Source organism: Hyalangium gracile, assembly GCF_020103725.1.
GTDB lineage: Bacteria > Myxococcota > Myxococcia > Myxococcales > Myxococcaceae > Hyalangium > Hyalangium gracile.
This window is the reverse complement of record NZ_JAHXBG010000034.1, coordinates 92,757-111,691: the sequence shown is the minus strand read 5'-3', so window position 1 is coordinate 111,691 and position 18,935 is coordinate 92,757. Positions and strand designations below refer to the sequence as shown.

Below are 18,935 nucleotides of genomic sequence, written 5' to 3'. Positions count from 1 at the left end.
CCGCAAGGCGGGCGTCCTCTCCCGCCACTTCTGGCTCCGTTCCTTGTTGTAAAGAAACTTTTGCCTACCTACTTAGGCGCTCGCCTTCGACGTCGGCGAACGACTCGAACGACCTGGCTCTGGAACTCCGCCGACACTCCTGGGCTGGAGACGTGCAGCTGATCCGGCTCGAGGGAACGCGGAAAAGAAGGCGAAGCCGTGGCCGATACGGTGAGGCCCGAACGGAAGGGGCTGGAGCAGCGTCGCGTCCCCAGCCCCTCCGGAGCGGCGGGAGTGGCCTACAGGCCGATCTCCGCCAGCCGCGCCTTGACCAGGCTGGCCTTCACGCCCAGGTTGACGGTGCCGCGGCCCATGGAGTCACCGCCCACGCCCACGTGGTGCAGGCCGATGACGGTGTGGCCGGAGGCGGACAGCACCGGCGAGCCGGAGGAGCCGCCCAGGGTGTCCATGTCGTAGGACAGCTCCTTGGTGTTGTAGCTGCCATTCTTCACGCTGCCCGGGGAGTACTTCTTCGTCGGGGCGCAGCCAGAGCTCGAGTAGTAGTCGCAGTTCTGGTGGATGACGTAGCCGGTGGTGCCGGTAGCCGCGTTGGTGCTCGACACGGTGAGGAAGCCGTACGTCTGGCCCGGCAGGGCGCCGTTGAGGGCCTTGCAGCGCAGCGCCGTCATGTCCTCGTTGGTCCAGGTGCGGATGAAGGTGGAGCAGTCGTACCAGATGCGGCTGGCCGAGGCGACGCCGTCCTCGTAGTTGAAGGCCACCTTGGCGCCTACCGCCTCGGAGCTGGAGCCGATGCAGTGGTTGTTGGTGATGACCACGTCATTGGAGACGAGCCACGCGGTGCAGCGGCTGCCGACGGCCGGGATGGAGAGGTAGCCCACCGCCTTGGAGCGCGTGCGAATGGTGCCGCTCGTCGAGGTGGCGCTGGTCCAGTTCACCGAGCCGACGATGACCTTGGACTCCTGGGTTCCCAGCGTGGGCTCGGCATCCGGAACGTCCGGAGCGAGATCCGAGGGACCACAGGCCGTCATGCCACCAGCCACCAACAGCGCTCCAAGGAGCTTCTTCATTCGGGGGATCCTCCTGGCGCTTGAGTGCGCAGCGGGACCCGAAGCACGTGCCGTACCAAGGATGCAAGTGGCTGGAATTACCAGGGGAGCGCTCTCACGGCTCGCGCCAGCTGGAGTGAAGTGGCACCTGTTTCCGGGTTGCGAAAGTAAAGAGATGTTACAAGAGAGCCACGAAACCCCAACGTTTTTCCGGTTTTGAGTCGTTCCCAGGGATTGTTGTTTCCGCGGATAGTGTGACCGGCGCACTGTCCTGAAGCAAGACACCCGATGTGGCTCAGGAGCGCCGCCGCGAGTCGGGGCACGACGGCGAGGGGCAGCGCGTGCCCCATCCCCTCGATCGTCACCAGTGTCGAGCCCGGCAAGGTCGCCACGCAGGCCAGCGCCGCTCCTTGAGCCCGCGGGTAGGATGGCGTGGATGAGGCTCATCGTCCTGCTGCTGGGCAGCGCGCTGTTCGCCCTGCCCTCCTCCGCCCACGCCTGTAGCTGTGCCGGTTGGGCCGACCTGCCGACCGCGCTTCGCACGGCTCGCGACACGGCCAGTGTCATCGTTCATGCCCGCGTGCTCTCGGTGGCGTCCCGGCAGGTCCGCATCGAAGTCATCGAGGCCTTCAAGGGCGCTACCGCAGGGGCGAAGATCGTCGTGGACACGGACAACGGCGGCGGTGGTTGTGGCTACTCCTTCGAGTCCGGAGAGGCGTACCTCGTCTACGCCGAGCTGTATGAAGGGCGCCTTGGAACCTCCATGTGCACCCGGACCCGGAAGATCTCGAAGGGAGATGCCGAGCTCGACTGGCTCCGGACCGGGAGGCTGCCGCCCATTCCCGTGGCGCTCCGGCGCGAGCTGGCCCAGGACACTCCCATGGAGCCCATCACAGCCACCAGGTGCCATTGGCTCACGACCGACCGCGCCGTTTGCTTGCTCGGCAAGCAGCTCCAGCCGCTCGCCCCGCGGACCGCCACGCCGTGGGTGCTCAACTGCATCCCTCAGGAGGGCTTCGACAAGGTCCACATGTGCCAGGTCGTGCCTGGAGACGCGGTCCCCTGAATTGCCATTGACTGAAGCTCGCTACCTGTTATGCGTAGGCGCCTACGCATGAGAGGTTGATGAGCATGGATTATGTGCGGGCGAAAGCTGGCGCGGCGCTCGGTGCGCGGCTGCGTCGGCTCTCCGAGCGGATCGATAATGACGCGGCGCGCGCTTACGCGGCTCGGGGAGTGGAGTTCGAGCAGCGCTGGTTCGGAGTGTTGAACCAGCTCGCGCTGAACGGGCCCATGAGCGTCGGCGCCCTGGCGGAGGCGCTGGGCATCACCCATGTCTCCGTCAGCCAGACTCGTGTCTCACTGGAAAAGGCCGGCCTGATCCGGCAGGAGCCCGACCCCACGGACGCCCGTCGGCGACTCTTGTCCCTGAGCACCGCGGGCAGAGCCCTCGCAGCCCGACTCGCGCCCTTGTGGGCTGCCTTCGAGCAAGCCTCCCTCGAGATCGACGCGGAGGTAGATGGCCTCCTCGATGCCCTCGATCGATTGGAGGCGGCGTTGGAGCGGCAGTCCCTCTTCGAGCGAATCACCGCCGCCTACGAGGCCAGGGGCAAGCGATGAGGTTGTCGAGACGCGAGCTCATGGCCGCCTTGCTGACGCTCGCCTGCGTTCCACGCTCCAAGCATCCGGTGCCATCGGCCACACGGGTTGCCGCACCCGAAGACTGGCTGGAGCAGTGGCTTGCCGCGTTCAACGATGAGCGCGCGTCGACCTATCCGGACTTCGTGAGAGCGCACATTCCCACCCTGGTCCCATATCTGGACGACGATCTCGGGCTCCGCGAGGCGACTGGTGGCTTCACCCTGTTGCGTCGCGAGCAGACAGCGCCGGGGCAGATCACGGCCTGGGTCCGCGATCGCAACTGGGATCGCTTCTCCAAGGTCATGCTCTCGATCGGCGATGGGCGCATTGACGATCTCTCATTCCTCGGTGCGCCTCCGCCCAACGACTTCGCCATCCGGCGGCTCAGCGAGCACGAGGCGTTGGCCCAGCTTCGTCAAAAGCTGACAGTGGAGGCGACCGCCGACCGCTTCTCCGGTGCAGTCCTGGTCGCAAGGAATGGGGACGTTCTGTTTCGAGAGGCTTACGGCGCGCAGGATGTCGAGAGAGGACTCCACGCGACGCCTGCCACACGGTTCTGCATCGGCTCGATGGGCAAGATGTTCACGGCCGTTGCCGTCCTGCAGCTCGTACAGGACGGCAGACTTCGCCTGACCGACACGATCGCCTCGCTCCTGCCCGCCCATCCAGACACGGCGCTCGCGCGGCAGGTGACGGTGAAGCACCTCCTGACGCACACCGGCGGCACGGGGGATTTCTTCGGTGCCGATTACGATGCGCATGCAGCGGAGCTCCATACGCCGTCCGACTTCATCCGGCTGTTCGGGACACGGGAGGCCGCATTCCCGCCCGGCTCGCGCTGGGGCTACAGCAACTTCGGCTTCATCCTGCTCGGCGCGATTGTCGAGCAGGTGTCGGGCCTGGCCTGGGATGCCTACCTGGAGCGGAATGTCTTCCGCACCGCCGGCATGCCGGCGACCTCACCCGTGGCGTCCGCTGGCAACACGGCGTTGCCCTATACCGGGGCCGCGCGAACAGGGCTCAAGCCGCTGCCCTTCTACGCCGGTCTGCCCGCCGGTGGCGGCTACTCGACGGTCGACGATCTGCATCGCTTCGGCACGGTGTTGAGGGATGCCCGGCTGCTCGACGCCAGGCATCTCGACATGCTCACGACCGCCAACGTCCAGGCGGGGAACTCGCAATGGTCGCTCGGCCTGCGCGTGGATGTTCGCAACGGTGAAGCATGTTACGGACACAGAGGCAGCGCACCGGGCGTGAACGCCGACTTCGCCATCTATCCCCTATCTGGGTACGAGGTGATCGTGCTGGCCAATCGCGGGCACCCGCACGCGGCCAATGTCGCGGACTTCATTGGCGCCAGGCTGCCGCGCGCGCCCCGCTAGTCCACCGCTCTCAGTTGCAGGGCTCCACGCCGTGCGGGACACTGAAGGCGGACCTCGAGCGGTGCCGCTCATCTCGCAGGCTCTGTCGATCCGGGGCGACGATGACGGTGGAGATCTGAGATCTGGAATCCCGGTCGACTGAGGATCAGAAACACGCGCTCCCTGAGGACCATCAACAGTCAGGCTCACCCAGGGCTACGTCCAGCAGCTCCGGGGACTCTCGCGCTCGTTCCACAGCATGAACTGCGATGACTTCAGCGAGGAGTCCTTCGAAGCCTGGACCGCCTCCGGGGGCCTGCCCGCGGTCAGTGGCAACGGTCGAGACTTCGTTGACGGCCGCGTGGGGATGACGATGATTCGTCCGCCTCAATCAAGTCCCAAGGAGGACATCATGAAGCTCCACTGGCTGGTGACTGTCGCACTCGGCGCGGTTCTCGCGGGTTGCGGCCCCACGGAAGACAACGTGTCGGAGGATATCGTCGCGGACGAGACACCTGTTTCATCCGAGGAAGGTGGCCCCGTGACCCAACAGGCCTGCGTCCCGGCCGGGTACTACCAGTACGGTACGGACACTTCCTGTGATTACGGCAACGGCTACGCGGACATCGGCTGTTTCTGCAACCCCGGCAACCCCTATGAGATGACGATCTTCTGCGGCAGGTACATCAACCGGCAGAAGGTCAGGTACTGCTTCAAGTCCGACAACTGCAGCTCCAGCTGCGGCAGTTGGTCCTACACCGGACAAAACACCTATACATACAAGTCCTGCTCGGATTACGGCTGTCGTTGAGCCGTGGCTGGGGCTCCCGAGCACGCGCATGGGAGTCCTCCACTGCCCGTTTGGCGGTGAAGCCTCACGGGCAGTCATCTCGTTTCACCAGCTGTCCGCGTAGTTCAACGTAGGCAGCTTTTTCTGTTTCTGTCGCGCCCGCGAGCCGTGAGATACGGCGCCTCTATGCGCGAAACATCCTGTGCTGTTTCCCCCCGGGGCCTTGTGCCCTTTTCTCGAGCCGCCGTGTTGGGCGCGCTCATCCTCGGAGTGCTCCCCGCGTGCGGCTCGACCGACGGCGCCGAGCCGGTGGCCGCGAATGAGGCGCGGACGCTCCAGTCCTCGACGCAGGCGAGCACCTCCTCCACGCCCGTGGTCTCGCCCGAGCTCCCCCTGGCGGATCCGTACATGCCGCAGTGGGTCGGGCAGATCATGCCGGCCGTCGCCGCGGGCAATGGCCTCTCGCTCGTGGTCTGGACGGAGGTCGTGAACTCCTCCCCCTCCTCCTCCCCTTCCGTGAACGTCATTGGCGCTCGGGTGAGGGCTTCGGATGGCGCCGTGCTGGACACCCAGCGCATCGCCATCGCCACGACTGGCAGCGACGAAGTCTTCCCGGCGGTGGCCTTCGACGGAACCCACTTCCTGGTGGTCTGGAACGCGAACGCCATCGTCTACGGGGCGCGAGTGAGGGCCTCGGATGGAGCGGTGCTCGACGCGCCCCGCAAGCTCAGCGTCATCGAGCCCAACCCCTACGGGGAGCTGTCGCACATGTACCCGTCCGTGGCCTCTGACGGGACGAACTACCTGGTGGTGTGGAGTGGCTACTACTACCCCGGCAGCGGGGTTCCCAGGCCGGCCATCCGGGGAGCCTGGGTGCGGGCCTCGGATGGGCAGCTGGTCGACACGTACAGCCCCATCCTCGCCGTGCAGAGCGGGGCGAAGCCGCGCGTGACCTACGGCGGTGGCCGCTACATGGTGGTCTGGTCCGGAAGCCACTACACCGCGTCGAGCGAGATCTGGGGCCTGCGCCTCGATGCGCAGACCCGGCAGGCGCTCAACCCCCTCGTGAACATCACCTCCAACTCCGTGGACGAGGACGCTCCGGACGTCGCCTCGGACGGGAACAACTTCCTGGTGACCTGGAAGCGCGGGACCAGCCTCCAGCAGACGCGCGTGCGGGGCTCGGATGGCGCGGTGCTCGATGCCGTCTCCACCGTGGGGCAGTCGCTCGTCCAGCAGGGCATCGTGACCTTCGACGGCAGGGACTACCGGGTGGCCTGGCTGAGCACGCGGGACGGAGGGCTGAAGCTGTTCCTCACGCGGATCCCCGCCACGGGCGGAGCCGGAGCGGAGCTGACCATTTCGGCGCTCGACTCGTCGTCGCAGTCCCACCAGCCGGGCATCGCCGCGACGGGGCCTGGGCACCTGATGGCGCTGTACGTGAAGGACGCCCCGTCCTCGCGCCTGTTCGCGCGCCTCGTGGATGACGTGCAGGAGGATGCGCCCCCCGACTGCACCACGCTTCCGCCGACGCTCGTCATCAACGGCGGTGCGCAGCAGATCCTGGAGTGCGGCTCGGCCCCGTACAGCGACGCGGGCGCCACCGCGGTGGACGGGTGCGGCAACCCGCTGCCCGTGTACGCCTACAACACGGGCGCGGACGCCTCCGGTCCGGGTCCGAACACGAAGGCCGAGGGCACCTACTGGGTCTCGTACGCCACGTGGGACAACCATGGGCACTCGCTGAACGCCACGCGCACGGTGATCGTGGATGACCGGGTGGCGCCGACGCTCACGCTCAAGGGCGCCACGCGCATGACGCACACCTGCGGCAGCCAGTGGAAGGAGCCGGGCTATACCGGAACGGACGGGTGCTACGGCGACCTCACGCCCCAGGTGCGGTTCAGCGGCGATGTGAATGGCTGGGCCGCGGGCACGTACACGGTGACCTATACACTGACGGACAGCGGCGGCAACAGCGCCACGCCCGTCACCCGCACCGTGGACGTCGTCAACTGCCCCTGGTAGCCGGCTTTCGATTCTCGAGCCAGGACGGGAACAGGACTGCCCATGCTCCCGTCCTTCCTCTACAGCGTCACTGCGTCCAGAAGATGGACGAGGTTTGCTTGTTCAACACGCCCAGAGAATTGCACCCCAGGCCACAGTCGAGCGAGGCCCCCTGGAAGTTGACATGCTCGAAGAGAAACGAGTGCCTGCACCTGGAGCCCATGAAGGTCTGCATGGAGGAGATGGCGTCGTTCCAGCCAGAGGGCATGGACGCGTAGAGGATGGCGCCGCAGTTCTCGACAGCCGTGAAGACGATCGAACTGCCTGAGAAGCCCGTCTCGGTGTATCCGATGCCGATCGCGTAGGGCAGGCCCGACGGGACTGGTGCCGCCTTCAGATCCTCCTCCTTGAGATCCGCCGGCTTCGCCGTCAGGGGGAGCCGGATGGCGCCTCGGGTGGCGAAGGAGATCGCCTCGGAGAACGTGGGGAAGCAATCCTCCGGGGGAGCGGCGGACGGCTCCGGGAGCGGCGCGCCGGGCTTCAGTGACTGGGCCCTCGTGACGCAGTGCTTCTCGGGGGTCACCCGCCCCCGCGCGCTCGTCGCGAGGGCAGCGCTGACGGCCTCCGGGTTCGAGTCCTCGACCGCGTCGCCTCCGCCCTCGACACCTCCGCAACCCACCAGCAGAGAGGTGAGCACGAGGGCATGGCACCACGGCTTGAAGTCATGAGCTTTCATGGCAATTCCTTGTCTTTGAAGGGGTGTGAGAGCACTGCTGACTGCGTGGGGATGCAGCTCAGGCCGCCTGGCAGCACCCCAGGTCGTCCCGTGGCCTGGGCATGAGCAACCCACGTGCCACGACGCGCGACGTGCCGCTTCCGAGGGAGCGCCTCGCGTGGCGCAGGTCCGCGACGCTTCAAATCCTTCGGCGACAGTCTGGGAACCATCGGCGACATGTCGCCGAGCCCTTGAGTGGTACAGTCGGGCCCAATGTCTCGCTCCGAGCCCCGCGAGTCCTTGTCCCCCTCGGGAATCGCCGAGGTCTCCACGGCCGCCGGCCACGAACACAGCGCGGCGGTGGCGTCCTCGGATCAAGGGGTGCCAGCACTGACCCTCATCTCCCACCCCACGGCGACCCGGGCCGGAGAGCGGCTCGTGCTGGAGGCTGTCGCCACGGGCCGGGAGGTGGCCCTGTCTCGCAATGGCCCGAACTTCACCCGGCCAGGAGACACCTTCGGGCAGCCCCTGGCCGATCCCTTCGTGAGCCGCCACCCCATCGTGTTCTCTCCGGGCGAAGGAGGGCGGCTCCGGCTGCGAGTGGCGGAGGGTGGAACCCGGGTGACGGTGGGCGAGCAGCACGTGACGAGCCGTGAGTTCACACCGCAGGAGCTGGCGGCTGGGATTCCTCTGGAGCTCTCCGGGCGGGTGGTGTTGCTGCTGCACCTGGCCTCGAGCCAGACGAAAGCCCCGGGGGACATGCTGGGCATGGTGGGCGCGAGCCCGGGCATCCGGCGCGTGCGCGAACACATCCAGCGCATCGCCGATCTCCAAGTCCCGGTGCTGGTCCGAGGAGAGACCGGCACGGGCAAGGAATTGGTCGCTCAGGCCATCCACCAGCACAGCCCGCGCAAGGAGCGTCCCTTCATCAGCGTGAACCTGGGAGCCATTCCCAAGGAGCTGGCGGCCGCCGAGCTGTTCGGCGCGCACCGGGGCGCCTTCACCGGAGCCACCCGCGATCGGGAGGGCTTCTTCCGCGCCGCCCAGGCAGGCACCCTCTTCCTCGACGAGGTGGGCGAGGCCCCTCCGGAGGTGCAGGTGATGCTGCTCCGGGTGCTGGAGACCGGCGAGCTGTACCCGGTGGGTGGACACACCCCCATCAAGACGGATGTCCGACTGATTGCCGCGACCGACGCCAACCTGGAGGAGCAGATCCGGGACGGGCGCTTCAAGGCGCCGCTGCTGCACCGCCTGGCGGGTTACGAGATCCGGCTGCCACCCCTGCGCGAGCGCCGCGAGGACCTCGGAGTGCTGTTCCAGCACTTCGCCCGGGAGGAGCTGGCGGCCATTGGCGAGGCCCACCTCCTCACGCCCCGGGACCCCTATGCCGAGCCCTGGCTGCCGGCGTCGCTCGCGCTGCGCCTGCTGCGCTACGCCTGGCCCGGCAACGTGCGCCAGCTGCGCAACCTCACCCGGCAGCTGGTGATTGGCAGCAGGGGCCAACCCGTCCTCCAGGTGGACCCACGGCTCGCCGAGGAGCTGGACTCCGCCTCGGCGCCCCTCCCCTCACCTCCCACCTCCGGGGATTCGCCCTCGGAGCCCCCCCCGAAACCCGCCCCGGCGGTGGCTCGGCGCAAGTCCACCGAGGTTACGGGAGAAGAGCTGATCTCGGCGCTCCGGCAACACGCATGGGATCTCAAGACGACGGCGGACTGGCTCGGAATCCCGCGCTCCTCCATCTACGATCTCATCGACAAACACCCGAACATCCGCAGGGCGGGGACTCTGAGCTCGGAGGAGATCACCGCCTGCCACCAGCAGTGCGAGGGCGACCTGGACGAGATGGTCCGACGCCTGGAGGTCTCCAAGAAGGCGCTCACCCGGCGCCTCAAGGAACTGGGCCTGAGCACCAGGAACGGCTGAAGCCGCGGCATGCTCCGTGCACAGGTTCAGGGCGGCAGCATGCACCCGGCTCGAGGAGTCGAAAGGAGCAGCACCATGGCCAAGCACCAGCTGATCATCAATGCGCTGAACCAGGAGTTCCCGCTTCGTTCCGAAGGAGGGGAACTCAAACCGACCCGCACGCTGGTGGTCAACGGGAAGGGAACGTGGGCTCCCTCCGACGTCCCGGAACAGTGCATGGTGGTCGCTCCGGGAGACGAACTCGAGCTCGTGCTTCAGGTTCGTGCGGTCGCCTTCCTCTCTCTCCGTTCCGCGTCGGAGGTCCCCCTGCTCTTGCCAACGGAGCAATTCGACAGTCAGTCCCGCTCCCAGCGCATCACGACGATGACCAGCATCAGCTTTGAAGTGAATCGCGCGATACCTCCCAGCGCGGGAGAATTGCGTTACGATCTACTCATGCGTCTGAAGCCCCACTTCGGCGGGGGCAACGCCGACACCATGGTGGCCACCAAGCCCTGAGGTGTCCCCACTCGCACCTCGCGCTAGGGCACGTTGGATTGGAGACGCTGGAGCCAGCTCCCCCACTCCCGTTGAAAGCCCGGGTTGACGGAGAGCGCGCTGGCGAGATCCTCCCGCGCCTGCGTGCGCCACTCCTGTCTCTGTTCAGGAGCGGCGGAGGGGAGCTCCGAGCGGAGCGCGAGCAGGCTGCCCCGCAGGAGCCGGGCGTCAGGCCACCCGGGGCGCCCCGCGAGGAGCGGGGAAGCCAACTCCAACCCGCGCTCCAGGAAGAGGCCTGGGTCCTGCTTCTTCCGTATCAAGTGGGTGGCCTGGCGGCGGAGAAAATGCCCGAAGCCCAGGCGGAACTCCTGCCGCTCCGGATCCAGCTCGAGCGCTTTCTGAAAGGCCTGGGCCGCATTCTCGGAGTCCTGGGGACGCGCTCCCGCGGAGAGCGCCCGGGCCCCCAACGCCTCACCCAGGTAGTACCAGGCCTCGGCGTGGGTCGGCTTGCGCGCCAGTGCCTGGCGGAGCGGCTCCTCGGCCCGTGAGATGCTGGGGCGAGGATCACGCCCGTGATCCACCTCGAACGTGGCCAGGATGGCATGGACCATGCCGCGATTGGCCATGACGCCTACGTCCTCCGGACGCCATTGGAGTGCCTGCCGCAGGGCCTCGTCCGCCGCGCGCACGCTCGGGCTGGGGTCCTCTCCCCGAGCACGCTGGTACTGGGCGCGCTGGGCCAGCACTTCGCTCAGGTTGAGCGAGCCGTAGCCCTTCGGAGCGACGGCCACGGACTGCTCGCAGGCCGCCTTGGCATCGTCCAGCACCCGCAGGGGATCCCCGCCGTGATCCCAGCTCGCCTGGGCCCGCTGGACCAACGTCAGGCACAGGCCGTTGTGGAGCTGGGGAGTGCCGGGGCTGAGCTCGAGGCCCTTGCGGTACATCTCCACCGAGCGCTCCAGGGAGGGGCCAGGCTCGCCGCCCTGGATGCGGAGCTTCTGGGCCATGAGAGCGTGCGCCAGCCCCGCGTAGAAGCAGGGCACCACATGCCGGGGGTTGAGCGCCCGGGCCTTGTCCAGAGCCGCCAGCGCCTGGGTGAGATCTCCCTGGGGATCCGGGGCCCGAGGGTGACTGGCGCGGGTGTAGTACGCGATGCCCAGGTTGATCCAACCCTCGGGCATGTTGCCATCCCGCTGGGTGGCGGCGAGATAGGACTCGATAGCCTTGCCGTAGCGGGGCAGTGGATCCGCACCCACCTGCTCGTCGTAGTCGGCCCACGTCTTGTAGACCATGCCCAGGTTGAAGAGGAAGTCGTAGTCCCTCTCCTCCGGGGCGATGCTCTCGAAGCTCTCGATGGCCTTGCGGAGCTGCTCGCGCGGATCCAGGGAGTGGCTCTGGCGGGTGTAGCCCCAGATCCAGTAGCTCTGCCCCAGCTCCAGCCGAGCTTTGGAGCGAGAGGGCTCCAGTTCCAGCGCGTGCCGCGCGGCGGCCACGGCCTTCTCCGGCAGCGTCTCCGTGTAGTCGCCCAGGTTCCGCTGATACTCGGCGAACTTGCGGTGGAGGCGGGACTCGAGCACCCAGGCGTCGTAATGCCCGGGCATCGCCGTGAGAGCGCGCGCGACGGCCTGGAGGGCCTGCGCGTAGTAGGGGGTGACGTTGCCCTTCCCATAGAGCTCCAGGTTCAGAGCGCCGTGCTCCAGCTCTGCCTGGGCCGTGTGGATGGAAGCCACGCTCTCGCCGAGCGCAGCCGCCTCGGCATAGGCCTTGCGGCCCGCCTCGAAGTCCGCCACCGCCCTCTCATGCTCGCCCTGATTCAGGTGCCGCATGGCGCGAGCCAGGAGGATGTCGCCGCGCAGCTTGGGCGCCTCGTGGAACCAGGACAGCTCGGTGCCGATGGCATCCAGCTGGGAGAGGGCTTCATCCCAGCGGTTCTCGTAGAAGGCGAGCAGCGCCTTCACATAGGCGGCGGAAGGAACCTCGGCGCCCTCGCTCTGTCGGATCCAGCCCAGCGCCGGCTCTCGGAAGCGGCGCTCGATCTCGCGCTGGCGAGCCTCTCGCCGCTCGGAGTCGCGGATGCGCTGGGCTTCCAGCAGTTGCTCCTGGTACTGGTGCCCCGTCACCAGGGCCAGCGCATAGGCCACGCGGGGCTCGCGGAAGCCGTGCTCCCAGGCGGACGCGAGGAGCTCGCGGGCCCTGGCCTCGTCTCCGAGCGCGAGGTAGCCGCGTCCCAGCGCATAGTGCCCTGGCCCCACGGCCTGCTCTCCCGCCTCCAGGATCTCGGCCTCGAGCGCCGCCATCCGCTCCCGGATGACTCGATGATCCGCGCGCGTGTCGTGCAGGCGCGCGAGGTCCGAGTAGCGCGCCAGCGCCTCGATGCGCTCCACGGACTCGGTGAACCGCCGGGCCAGCCGCTCGCGCGCGGCGGCCTCGCGGCGAGCCATCCCAGCCCAGCCCAGGGCCAGCAGCACGAGCACGGAGGCCACCGCGGCCACGGAGGCCACCAGGCGGTGCTTGCTCAGCCTCTTGCGCAGCCGGTACCAGACGCGGTTGGAGCGGGCCTGCACTGGCTCGCCCGCGAGGAAGCGGTGGAGCTCCTCGGCCACGGCGCGAGCCGAGTCGTACCGGGCCGAGCGCTCCTTCTCCAGGCACTTGAGCGCGATGGCCTCGAGGTCCGCGGGGATGTTCGGATCCACCGCGCGCGGCGGGCGCGGCTCCACCTTGGAGATGTTGTCGAGCACCTCGAGCCCGTTGCCACCGGGAATGGGCGGCTGGCCCGTCAGTACACTGTAGAGGGTGGCGCCCAGGCTGTAGACGTCCGCCCGGCGATCCAGGCTGGAGACCTCGCCCCGAGCCTGCTCGGGCGACATGTAGTGCGGCGTGCCCAGCACCGTGCCGGTGGCGGTGGCCCCCTCGTTCCAGTCGCGGGCCAGCCCGAAGTCCATCACGTAGGGGCGCAGGGTTCCGTCCTCCGCGCGCTCCACCATGATGTTGGAGGGCTTGAGATCGCGATGGATGAGGCCCACGCGGTGTGCCTCGTGCACGCCCTCCGTGGCCTCGCGGAGCACCAGCACCTTCTGCTCCACCGAGAGTTCGCGAGCGAGCGCGCTCAGGGGCCGCCCCTCGATGAACTGCATGGCGATGAAGACGCGGCCCTGGACCTCACCCACCTCATACACCTTGCACACCCGCTCGTGGTTCACCCGCGCCTGGGCCCGAGCCTCGGAGAGGAAGCGCCGCGTGAGCTCGGGCTCGTCTCCGCGGACGAACTTCAAGGCGACGTTCCGGCCCAGCCTCGGATCATGAGCGAGGAAGACCCGCCCCATGCCTCCCTCGCCGAGGAAGCGCACGCACTGGTAGCGATCCCAGCCGCTGACCGGGAAGAGCGGGGCTTCGGGAGCGGACGCCCGTGGAGGAGTCCCACTCGACCCGGCGGGGGCACCGGGCGCGGCGGCCCGGGCTTGCGCCACCATGGAGATGAGCGTGTCCTCGGAGAGCCGGCCCTGCTCACGAAGCAGGGCCAGGGGACTTCGCTCCAGACGCCGAGCTTGCTCGCGCAGGCTGTCCACCTCCCGCGCGGAGAGCAGGCCCTCCGCCAGGGCCACGCGCAGCTCGGCCTCGAAATCCGGACGCATTGTGAGGCACGATACCGCAGCGACCGGCACTCGGAGTCAAAGCCCGGCCACCAGCGGAGCCTCGGTCCCTCGACAGCCCGCCTGCATTCCAGCCAGGGGCGAATGCGGGCGGGGACCAGCGTGCCTTGGGCTCCGTGACGCGCGCCATGCTTTACTGAGGAGTCCCCGGCACTTCGTCGGTGGCTCCTCGAGAACATGCCTCTTCGCAACAGCATCACCACCCGACTGCTCGTCGCTCTCTGTGGCCTCATCACCCTCGCCCTCGGCCTCCTCATCTTCGTCGTCAATGAGCGCCTGTCACGGGTCGCCGAGGAGTCGGCGATACGCAACGCGACCCAGGTAGCTGCTCACCACTCGACCCTCATCAAGGCCCGGCTCGAAGCGGTGATGAGTCCCGCCCGAACGGTCACCCAGGCCTTCGTGGCGCAGAAGCTCTCCGGAGTGACGGACCGCAAGCACGGCGACCTGCTGCTCAGGAAGGTCCTCGAAGGTCCCCCAGCGCTCTTCGGCATCTGGACGGTGTGGGAGCCGAACGCGTTCGACGGGCGTGACGCGAGCTTCGTGAACACCCCTGGCACGGACGCGACGGGGCGCTACCTCCCCTACTGGAACCGAGGCGCCGGAGACATCCGGCTCGAGGCCAGCGTCGACTACCAGCACGAGACCCTGGGCGGCCCCGGCGACTACTACCTCCTGCCGCAGCAGAGCGGACGGGAGATCATCATGCACCCCTACAGCTATGTCGTCGCCGGCAAGCCCACCCTGCTGACCAGCGCCGTCGTGCCGATCCTGATCAACGGCAAGTTCCACGGAGTCGTGGGCGCCGATCTCACGCTCGATCAGATCCAGGAGGAGGTCGCGAAGATCCGTCCCTTCGAGACGGGGCATGCGGTCCTCGTCTCGCACAACGCCGCGTTCGTCTCGCACCCCTCGGCGGAGCTTCGGGGAAAGCCGCTCGGGACGTCTCCCGCCGAGGAGTTGGTGAGGAGCACGCTCTCCAGTGGCAAGCCGGCGGCCACCCGGGGCCAGTCGGAGTTCATCGAGGGCGAGGCGATTGAGGTCGTGGTCCCCATCCAGATCGGCGACACCAACACGCCCTGGGCGCTCGCCGTCTTCGTGCCCCTCGACCAGGTGCTCGCCCCGGCTCACGCGCTGCGCCGGTTCACGATCACGCTGGGGGTGATCGCGATCGGGATGCTCGCCGCCGCGGTCATCCTCGTGGTCCGCCGCATCACCCGCCCGCTGGGGACGATCTCCTCCGTGGCCACGCGCATCGCGGAGGGCAACCTCACCGGGACGCTCGAGCACCAATCCAACGACGAGATCGGCCTCCTGGCGGACGCATTCCGCTCCATGCAGCACCGGCTGGCTCAGGTGATCGCGGAGGTCCGCACGGGCGCGAGCGCGCTGTCCTCCGCGTCCGCGCAGCTGTCGTCGATGTCCCAGTCCCTCTCCACCGGCACGAGCGAGCAGGCCGCGACCGCCGAGGAGGTGTCATCGAACCTCACCCGGATGAGCGGCTCCATCACCCAGAACGCCGACAGCAGCCGCCACGTCGAGTCGCTCGCGCTCGCGGGAGCGTCCGACGCCGAGGAGTGCAGCCGGGCCGTCTCCGAGACGGTGGAGGCGATGAAGCAGATCGCCTCGAGCATCTCCGTCGTCGAGGACATCGCGTATCAGACGAACCTCCTGGCGCTCAACGCCTCCATCGAGGCCGCGCGCGCGGGAGACCACGGGAGGGGCTTCGCGGTCGTCGCCTCCGAGGTCCGCAAGCTGGCGGAGAGGAGCCAGGGCTCCGCGAAGCAGATCATCGAGCTCTCGGCTCGAAGCGTGAAGCTCGCCGAGCGCTCGGGCGCGCAGCTCCGGGTGCTCGTCCTGTCCATCGGAGAGACCTCAAGGCTGGTGAAGAGCGTCGCCACCGCCTCGAACGAGCAGTCGTCGGGCGTCCACCAGATCAACCAGGCCATGCTCAGCCTGAACCTGGCGACGCAGCGCAACGCGTCGTCCGCCGAGGAGCTGTCGGCCATGGCGGAGGAGATGGCGGCGCAGGCCGAGAGCCTGCAGCATCTGATGAGCTTCTTCCAGGTGACCGAGCCGCGGCTGCGCGGCGGACCGGACTCTCCCTGGGATCGAGGCGCGGCGGCTGCCAGCCGGCCAAGAGGGTTGACGGTGGGTGCGCGTACGGGATGACCCCTCCAGAGCAGCCCCATGGCCAAGGTCAATCTGGAGTCAGCGGCTCACCTCATGAACTTGTGGAGGATGGCGAAGTCATCCTCGGACGAGAAAGAGCGCCGCCGTCGCGGGGCTAGCGGCCGCTGCCCGTGGCCTGGGCTGCGGCGTTCTCCCGGAGAGCGCCCACCATCAGGCGCGAGAGCGTGGTGGCGGCCTCGGCTCGGGAGATGCGGCCGGTGGCCGCGGCGCGAGACAGTGCCTCGGCGGCTCCGATGATGCCGATGAGGACGGCGTGGTTGCGCTGGGGTGGGAGCTTCACGAAGGGCGCGAACGCCTTCCGGCACTCCGCGATGAAGGTGTCGCGGCAGGCGCGCAGATGCTCCTCCATCTCCTCCGTGGCGGAGAGCGCCGCGGCAATCGCGCCATACTCGGGCCCGGCCGCGACCTCCCAGTCGACGTACGCCGAGCTGATGATGGACGCGACCTCCTCGAGCGACCTGCCGCTGCTCTTCAGCGCGGCGCGCATCGCCTCGGTCTGCCGATCGTCATAGGCCTGGAACAGCGCGATGAGCAGGCCCGAGCGCGTGCCGAAGTGCTCATACGCGATCGGCTTGGTCACTCCGGCGCGCTCGGCGACGCGGGCGAGCGTCAGAGCGTCCGTCCCCTCGGTTCGGATGATCTCGGACGCGGTCTCCAGGAGCTGGCTCCGCCGCTGTTCCTTGGACATCCGCTTCGACGTCACGATGCTCCTCCTCACCCTCACCAGGGGACTGGTGAGCAAGGGTAACAGAGGCGTCGAAGGGCGGCACGACGGCGGAGCCAGGCTCGACCGGAGGGGGCCAGGTGGGGAGCCTGGGCCCCCTACCGCCCGTCACGCCCGCTGGATGCGGGTGCCGGACTCCCTCAGGCGCTCGATGACATAGGCAGGGTCGAGCAGCCCCTCGGGGTTGTAGAGCCCTGGAGCCACGGGGGGCCCGCCCGCCAGGCCGAGCAGCCGCTCCACGGCGAGGGCCACTCCCCGAGCGCTGAGGCCCGAGTGCGCGTCCCCATCGACGAGCTCATGGCGCACCCGCCCCGTCGTCCCATCCTGCTTCTCACCCGTGAGCTCGATGATGACCTCGTGCGAGATGCCCTGGCCACGAGGACGACTCGCCGCGGGTCTCAGCGCGAAGTCGAGCCGGATCGACCTGGCGTCGGTCGCGGCCGCCAGGCTCGGGACGTCGAGCAGCGGGTAGGCCCTGCCCTGCCACTGCGTTCCGTCCACTCCCTTGAAGCCGCGCACCGCGTCGTCCCCGTGAGCCCAGATCCACTTCCCATCCTCGAGGATCAGGGGATTCGGCACACCCTTCGCGACGCGCTCCATGTCTCCCTGCGCCGCCGGCCCGCCCACGTCCTCCTCGTCGAAGACGGCGCTGATCTCGATGGAGTGGAGCTTCCGGAACTCCCTGGCGAAGTGAAGCGTCGCCAGCGTGACCGTCCCCCCCAGGAAGTGGCCCAGGAAGAGGACGGGCGCGCTCGCGGGCTTGTGGATGTAGTGCGCCACCGCCGGCCCGATGTCGAACACGAAGTCCGAGAAGGAGATGTAGGGCACGCCCTGCGCCTGGGCGTACTTCATCGAGCGGAGCGAGTCGTCCTTCAGCAGCGTGACCACCGCGCTGTAGGCCGCGCCTGGGGGGAGTCCCAGGTCCTGTCGCTCGAGATCGATCTTCACCGCGTCAGCTCCGCCCAGCTCCCTGGCGAGGGCGTTGGCCTTGAGCTGATCGCGTGCCCCGATCGTGATGGGCAGCTTCGGCTGGAGCCAGCGAAGCGCTCGGGCGGCCCGGCTGCCGACGACGCCGGAGCCTCCGATGATGAGAACGGGTTTCTGCTTCATGTTCGTGGACATGATGGATGGACTCCTCTGAATGGGTGGGACGAGGGGTGGCGGCTAGGGACGCCGCTCACACGCGCCGGAACTGCGCCCCGAACTCCTTCAGGCGCTGCACCATGTAGGCGGGATCGATCACGCTCTCGGGGAGATAGAGCCCCGGCGCCACCGGTGGGCCGCCCGCGAGGCCGAGCAGCCGCTCGACGCCGACCGCCACTCCCAGCGCGGTCATCGGCGCCTGGCCCCCCGGATGGACGAGCTCGTGACGGACGCGCGCCGTCCTCCCATCCCGCAGCTGACCGACGATCTCGATGATGAACTCCGTCGAGAAGGGCTCACCGGGCCGGTGGTTCGCCGACTGCCTCAACGCGAAGTCGCACCGGACCGAGCGGGCGTCGGTCGCGGCCGCCAGGCTCAGCCCATCGAACAACGAGTAGGCCCGCGCCTGGATCTCGGTCCCGTCCACCCCCTTGAAGGTGCGCGCGGCCTCCTCCGGGCCGACCCAGCGCCACTTCCCGTCCACGAGAATCATGGCATTCGGCGTGGCATTGGCCTGACGCTCGAAGTCGGCCTGCGCCGCCGGCCCTCCGATGTCCTGCTCGTCGAGCACGGCCCCGATCTCGATCGCCTCGATGCGCTGAAACTCACGGGCGAAGTAGAGGGTCGGCAGCGTGGCCGTGCCCGCCAGCCAGTGGCTGGCCATGAGGATCGGCGCGCTCGAGGGCTTGTGGATGTAGAGCGCCACCTCGGGCCCGAGCTCGAACGCGCCCGTCGAGATGCTGAGGTAGGGGATGCCCTTCGCCTGGGCGTACTTCATGGAATGGAGCGTGTCGTCCTTCACGAAGACGACCACGGCGCTGAAGGCCATCCCTTCGGGCAGGCCCAGGTCCGGCCGTTCCAGGTCGATCTTCACCGAGTCCGCGCCGCCCAATTCCCGGGCCAGGGACTGGGCCTTGGCGATGTCACGCCCTCCAATCGTGATGGGCAATTCCGGCTGGAGCCGGCGCAACGTCCTGGCGGCCTGGGAACCGGTCAGGCCGGCTCCTCCAATGATGAGAACGGGCTTCTTCGTGTTCGCGGACATGATGGACGGACTCCTCCTAGAGGCTCGACGCGGGGCGTCGGCCGTGGACATGCGACAGGGGTGGACTCGAACTGGTTACACTTAGTAAGTTACTGATGGTAATCTCGCCACGGTTTTTGTTGAGGCAAGGGAGGAGCGCATGAGGACCCAGGAACAGGCCGTCATCCCGCCGCGCCCACGGCTCGGGCTGGGCGTCGAGCTCCAGACCACGTTGCCAGGG

At 68.2% G+C, this 18,935-nt stretch carries 14 protein-coding genes; 8 read left to right on the top strand and 6 right to left on the bottom strand.

Annotated features, from left to right (window positions below; all coding sequences use genetic code 11):
• Positions 1-278: 278 nt before the first annotated feature.
• Positions 279-1,067 (bottom strand): trypsin-like serine peptidase, encoded by a 789-nt coding sequence (locus KY572_RS41910; protein WP_224249374.1) that lies wholly within the window; start codon positions 1,065-1,067, stop codon positions 279-281.
• A gap of 415 nt (positions 1,068-1,482) precedes the next feature.
• On the opposite strand from KY572_RS41910, the gene KY572_RS41905 reads away from it, so the two are divergent.
• From KY572_RS41905 to KY572_RS41885, 5 genes are all read left to right on the top strand, one after another.
• Positions 1,483-2,112 (top strand): hypothetical protein, encoded by a 630-nt coding sequence (locus tag KY572_RS41905; protein ID WP_224249373.1) that lies wholly within the window; start codon positions 1,483-1,485, stop codon positions 2,110-2,112.
• 59 nt (positions 2,113-2,171) lie between these two features.
• On the top strand, positions 2,172-2,666 hold the full coding sequence (locus KY572_RS41900; RefSeq protein ID WP_224249372.1) for a MarR family winged helix-turn-helix transcriptional regulator: 495 nt from the start codon (positions 2,172-2,174) through the stop codon (positions 2,664-2,666).
• A gap of 20 nt (positions 2,667-2,686) precedes the next feature.
• Positions 2,687-4,069 carry a serine hydrolase domain-containing protein gene (locus KY572_RS41895; protein WP_224249371.1) on the top strand — a complete coding sequence of 461 codons (1,383 nt, stop codon included), beginning with the start codon at positions 2,687-2,689 and terminating at the stop codon, positions 4,067-4,069.
• Positions 4,070-4,307: 238 nt separating this feature from the next.
• A complete protein-coding gene (locus KY572_RS41890) occupies positions 4,308-4,859 on the top strand; it encodes a hypothetical protein (protein WP_224249370.1) in 552 nt (183 codons plus the stop codon).
• A gap of 225 nt (positions 4,860-5,084) precedes the next feature.
• Positions 5,085-6,866 (top strand): immunoglobulin-like domain-containing protein, encoded by a 1,782-nt coding sequence (locus KY572_RS41885; protein WP_224249369.1) that lies wholly within the window; start codon positions 5,085-5,087, stop codon positions 6,864-6,866.
• Positions 6,867-6,933: 67 nt separating this feature from the next.
• On the opposite strand, the gene KY572_RS41880 is transcribed toward KY572_RS41885, so the two are convergent.
• Positions 6,934-7,581 carry a hypothetical protein gene (locus KY572_RS41880; RefSeq protein WP_224249368.1) on the bottom strand — a complete coding sequence of 216 codons (648 nt, stop codon included), beginning with the start codon at positions 7,579-7,581 and terminating at the stop codon, positions 6,934-6,936.
• A gap of 252 nt (positions 7,582-7,833) precedes the next feature.
• Between KY572_RS41880 and KY572_RS41875 the strand changes: the two genes are divergently transcribed.
• Complete coding sequence (locus tag KY572_RS41875) at positions 7,834-9,483, top strand: sigma 54-interacting transcriptional regulator (protein WP_224249367.1); 1,650 nt, start codon at positions 7,834-7,836, stop codon at positions 9,481-9,483.
• 75 nt (positions 9,484-9,558) lie between these two features.
• Complete coding sequence (locus tag KY572_RS41870) at positions 9,559-9,981, top strand: hypothetical protein (protein ID WP_224249366.1); 423 nt, start codon at positions 9,559-9,561, stop codon at positions 9,979-9,981.
• Positions 9,982-10,004: 23 nt separating this feature from the next.
• Here KY572_RS41870 and KY572_RS41865 read toward each other — a convergent pair whose 3' ends face one another.
• Positions 10,005-13,592, bottom strand: coding sequence for a serine/threonine-protein kinase (locus KY572_RS41865; protein WP_224249365.1), 3,588 nt, complete (start codon positions 13,590-13,592; stop codon positions 10,005-10,007).
• Between the two features lie 195 nt (positions 13,593-13,787).
• Between KY572_RS41865 and KY572_RS41860 the strand changes: the two genes are divergently transcribed.
• Complete coding sequence (locus KY572_RS41860) at positions 13,788-15,782, top strand: methyl-accepting chemotaxis protein (RefSeq protein ID WP_224249364.1); 1,995 nt, start codon at positions 13,788-13,790, stop codon at positions 15,780-15,782.
• A 115-nt stretch (positions 15,783-15,897) separates the two neighbouring features.
• Here the strand turns inward: KY572_RS41860 and KY572_RS41855 are convergent, their stop codons facing one another.
• From KY572_RS41855 to KY572_RS41845, 3 genes are all read right to left on the bottom strand, one after another.
• Positions 15,898-16,506, bottom strand: a complete 609-nt coding sequence (locus KY572_RS41855) for a TetR/AcrR family transcriptional regulator (RefSeq protein ID WP_224249363.1) — start codon at positions 16,504-16,506, stop codon at positions 15,898-15,900.
• 129 nt (positions 16,507-16,635) lie between these two features.
• A complete protein-coding gene (locus KY572_RS41850; protein ID WP_224249362.1) occupies positions 16,636-17,649 on the bottom strand; it encodes an NAD-dependent epimerase/dehydratase family protein in 1,014 nt (337 codons plus the stop codon).
• 55 nt (positions 17,650-17,704) lie between these two features.
• Positions 17,705-18,715 (bottom strand): Rossmann-fold NAD(P)-binding domain-containing protein, encoded by a 1,011-nt coding sequence (locus KY572_RS41845; RefSeq protein WP_224249361.1) that lies wholly within the window; start codon positions 18,713-18,715, stop codon positions 17,705-17,707.
• Between the last annotated feature and the right edge of the window lie 220 nt (positions 18,716-18,935).

Bases quoted from the DNA above. Each gene is read 5' to 3' on its own strand.
- KY572_RS41850 (WP_224249362.1), bottom strand. From the start codon at position 17,649: ATGTCCACGAACATGAAGCAGAAACCCGTTCTCATCATCGGAGGCTCC.
- KY572_RS41900 (WP_224249372.1), top strand. From the start codon at position 2,172: ATGAGCATGGATTATGTGCGGGCGAAAGCTGGCGCGGCGCTCGGTGCG.
- KY572_RS41880 (WP_224249368.1), bottom strand. From the start codon at position 7,581: ATGAAAGCTCATGACTTCAAGCCGTGGTGCCATGCCCTCGTGCTCACC.
- KY572_RS41865 (WP_224249365.1), bottom strand. From the start codon at position 13,592: ATGCGTCCGGATTTCGAGGCCGAGCTGCGCGTGGCCCTGGCGGAGGGC.
- KY572_RS41890 (WP_224249370.1), top strand. From the start codon at position 4,308: ATGAACTGCGATGACTTCAGCGAGGAGTCCTTCGAAGCCTGGACCGCC.
- KY572_RS41860 (WP_224249364.1), top strand. From the start codon at position 13,788: ATGCCTCTTCGCAACAGCATCACCACCCGACTGCTCGTCGCTCTCTGT.
- KY572_RS41910 (WP_224249374.1), bottom strand. From the start codon at position 1,067: ATGAAGAAGCTCCTTGGAGCGCTGTTGGTGGCTGGTGGCATGACGGCC.
- KY572_RS41905 (WP_224249373.1), top strand. From the start codon at position 1,483: ATGAGGCTCATCGTCCTGCTGCTGGGCAGCGCGCTGTTCGCCCTGCCC.
- KY572_RS41895 (WP_224249371.1), top strand. From the start codon at position 2,687: ATGGCCGCCTTGCTGACGCTCGCCTGCGTTCCACGCTCCAAGCATCCG.
- KY572_RS41875 (WP_224249367.1), top strand. From the start codon at position 7,834: ATGTCTCGCTCCGAGCCCCGCGAGTCCTTGTCCCCCTCGGGAATCGCC.
- KY572_RS41870 (WP_224249366.1), top strand. From the start codon at position 9,559: ATGGCCAAGCACCAGCTGATCATCAATGCGCTGAACCAGGAGTTCCCG.
- KY572_RS41845 (WP_224249361.1), bottom strand. From the start codon at position 18,715: ATGTCCGCGAACACGAAGAAGCCCGTTCTCATCATTGGAGGAGCCGGC.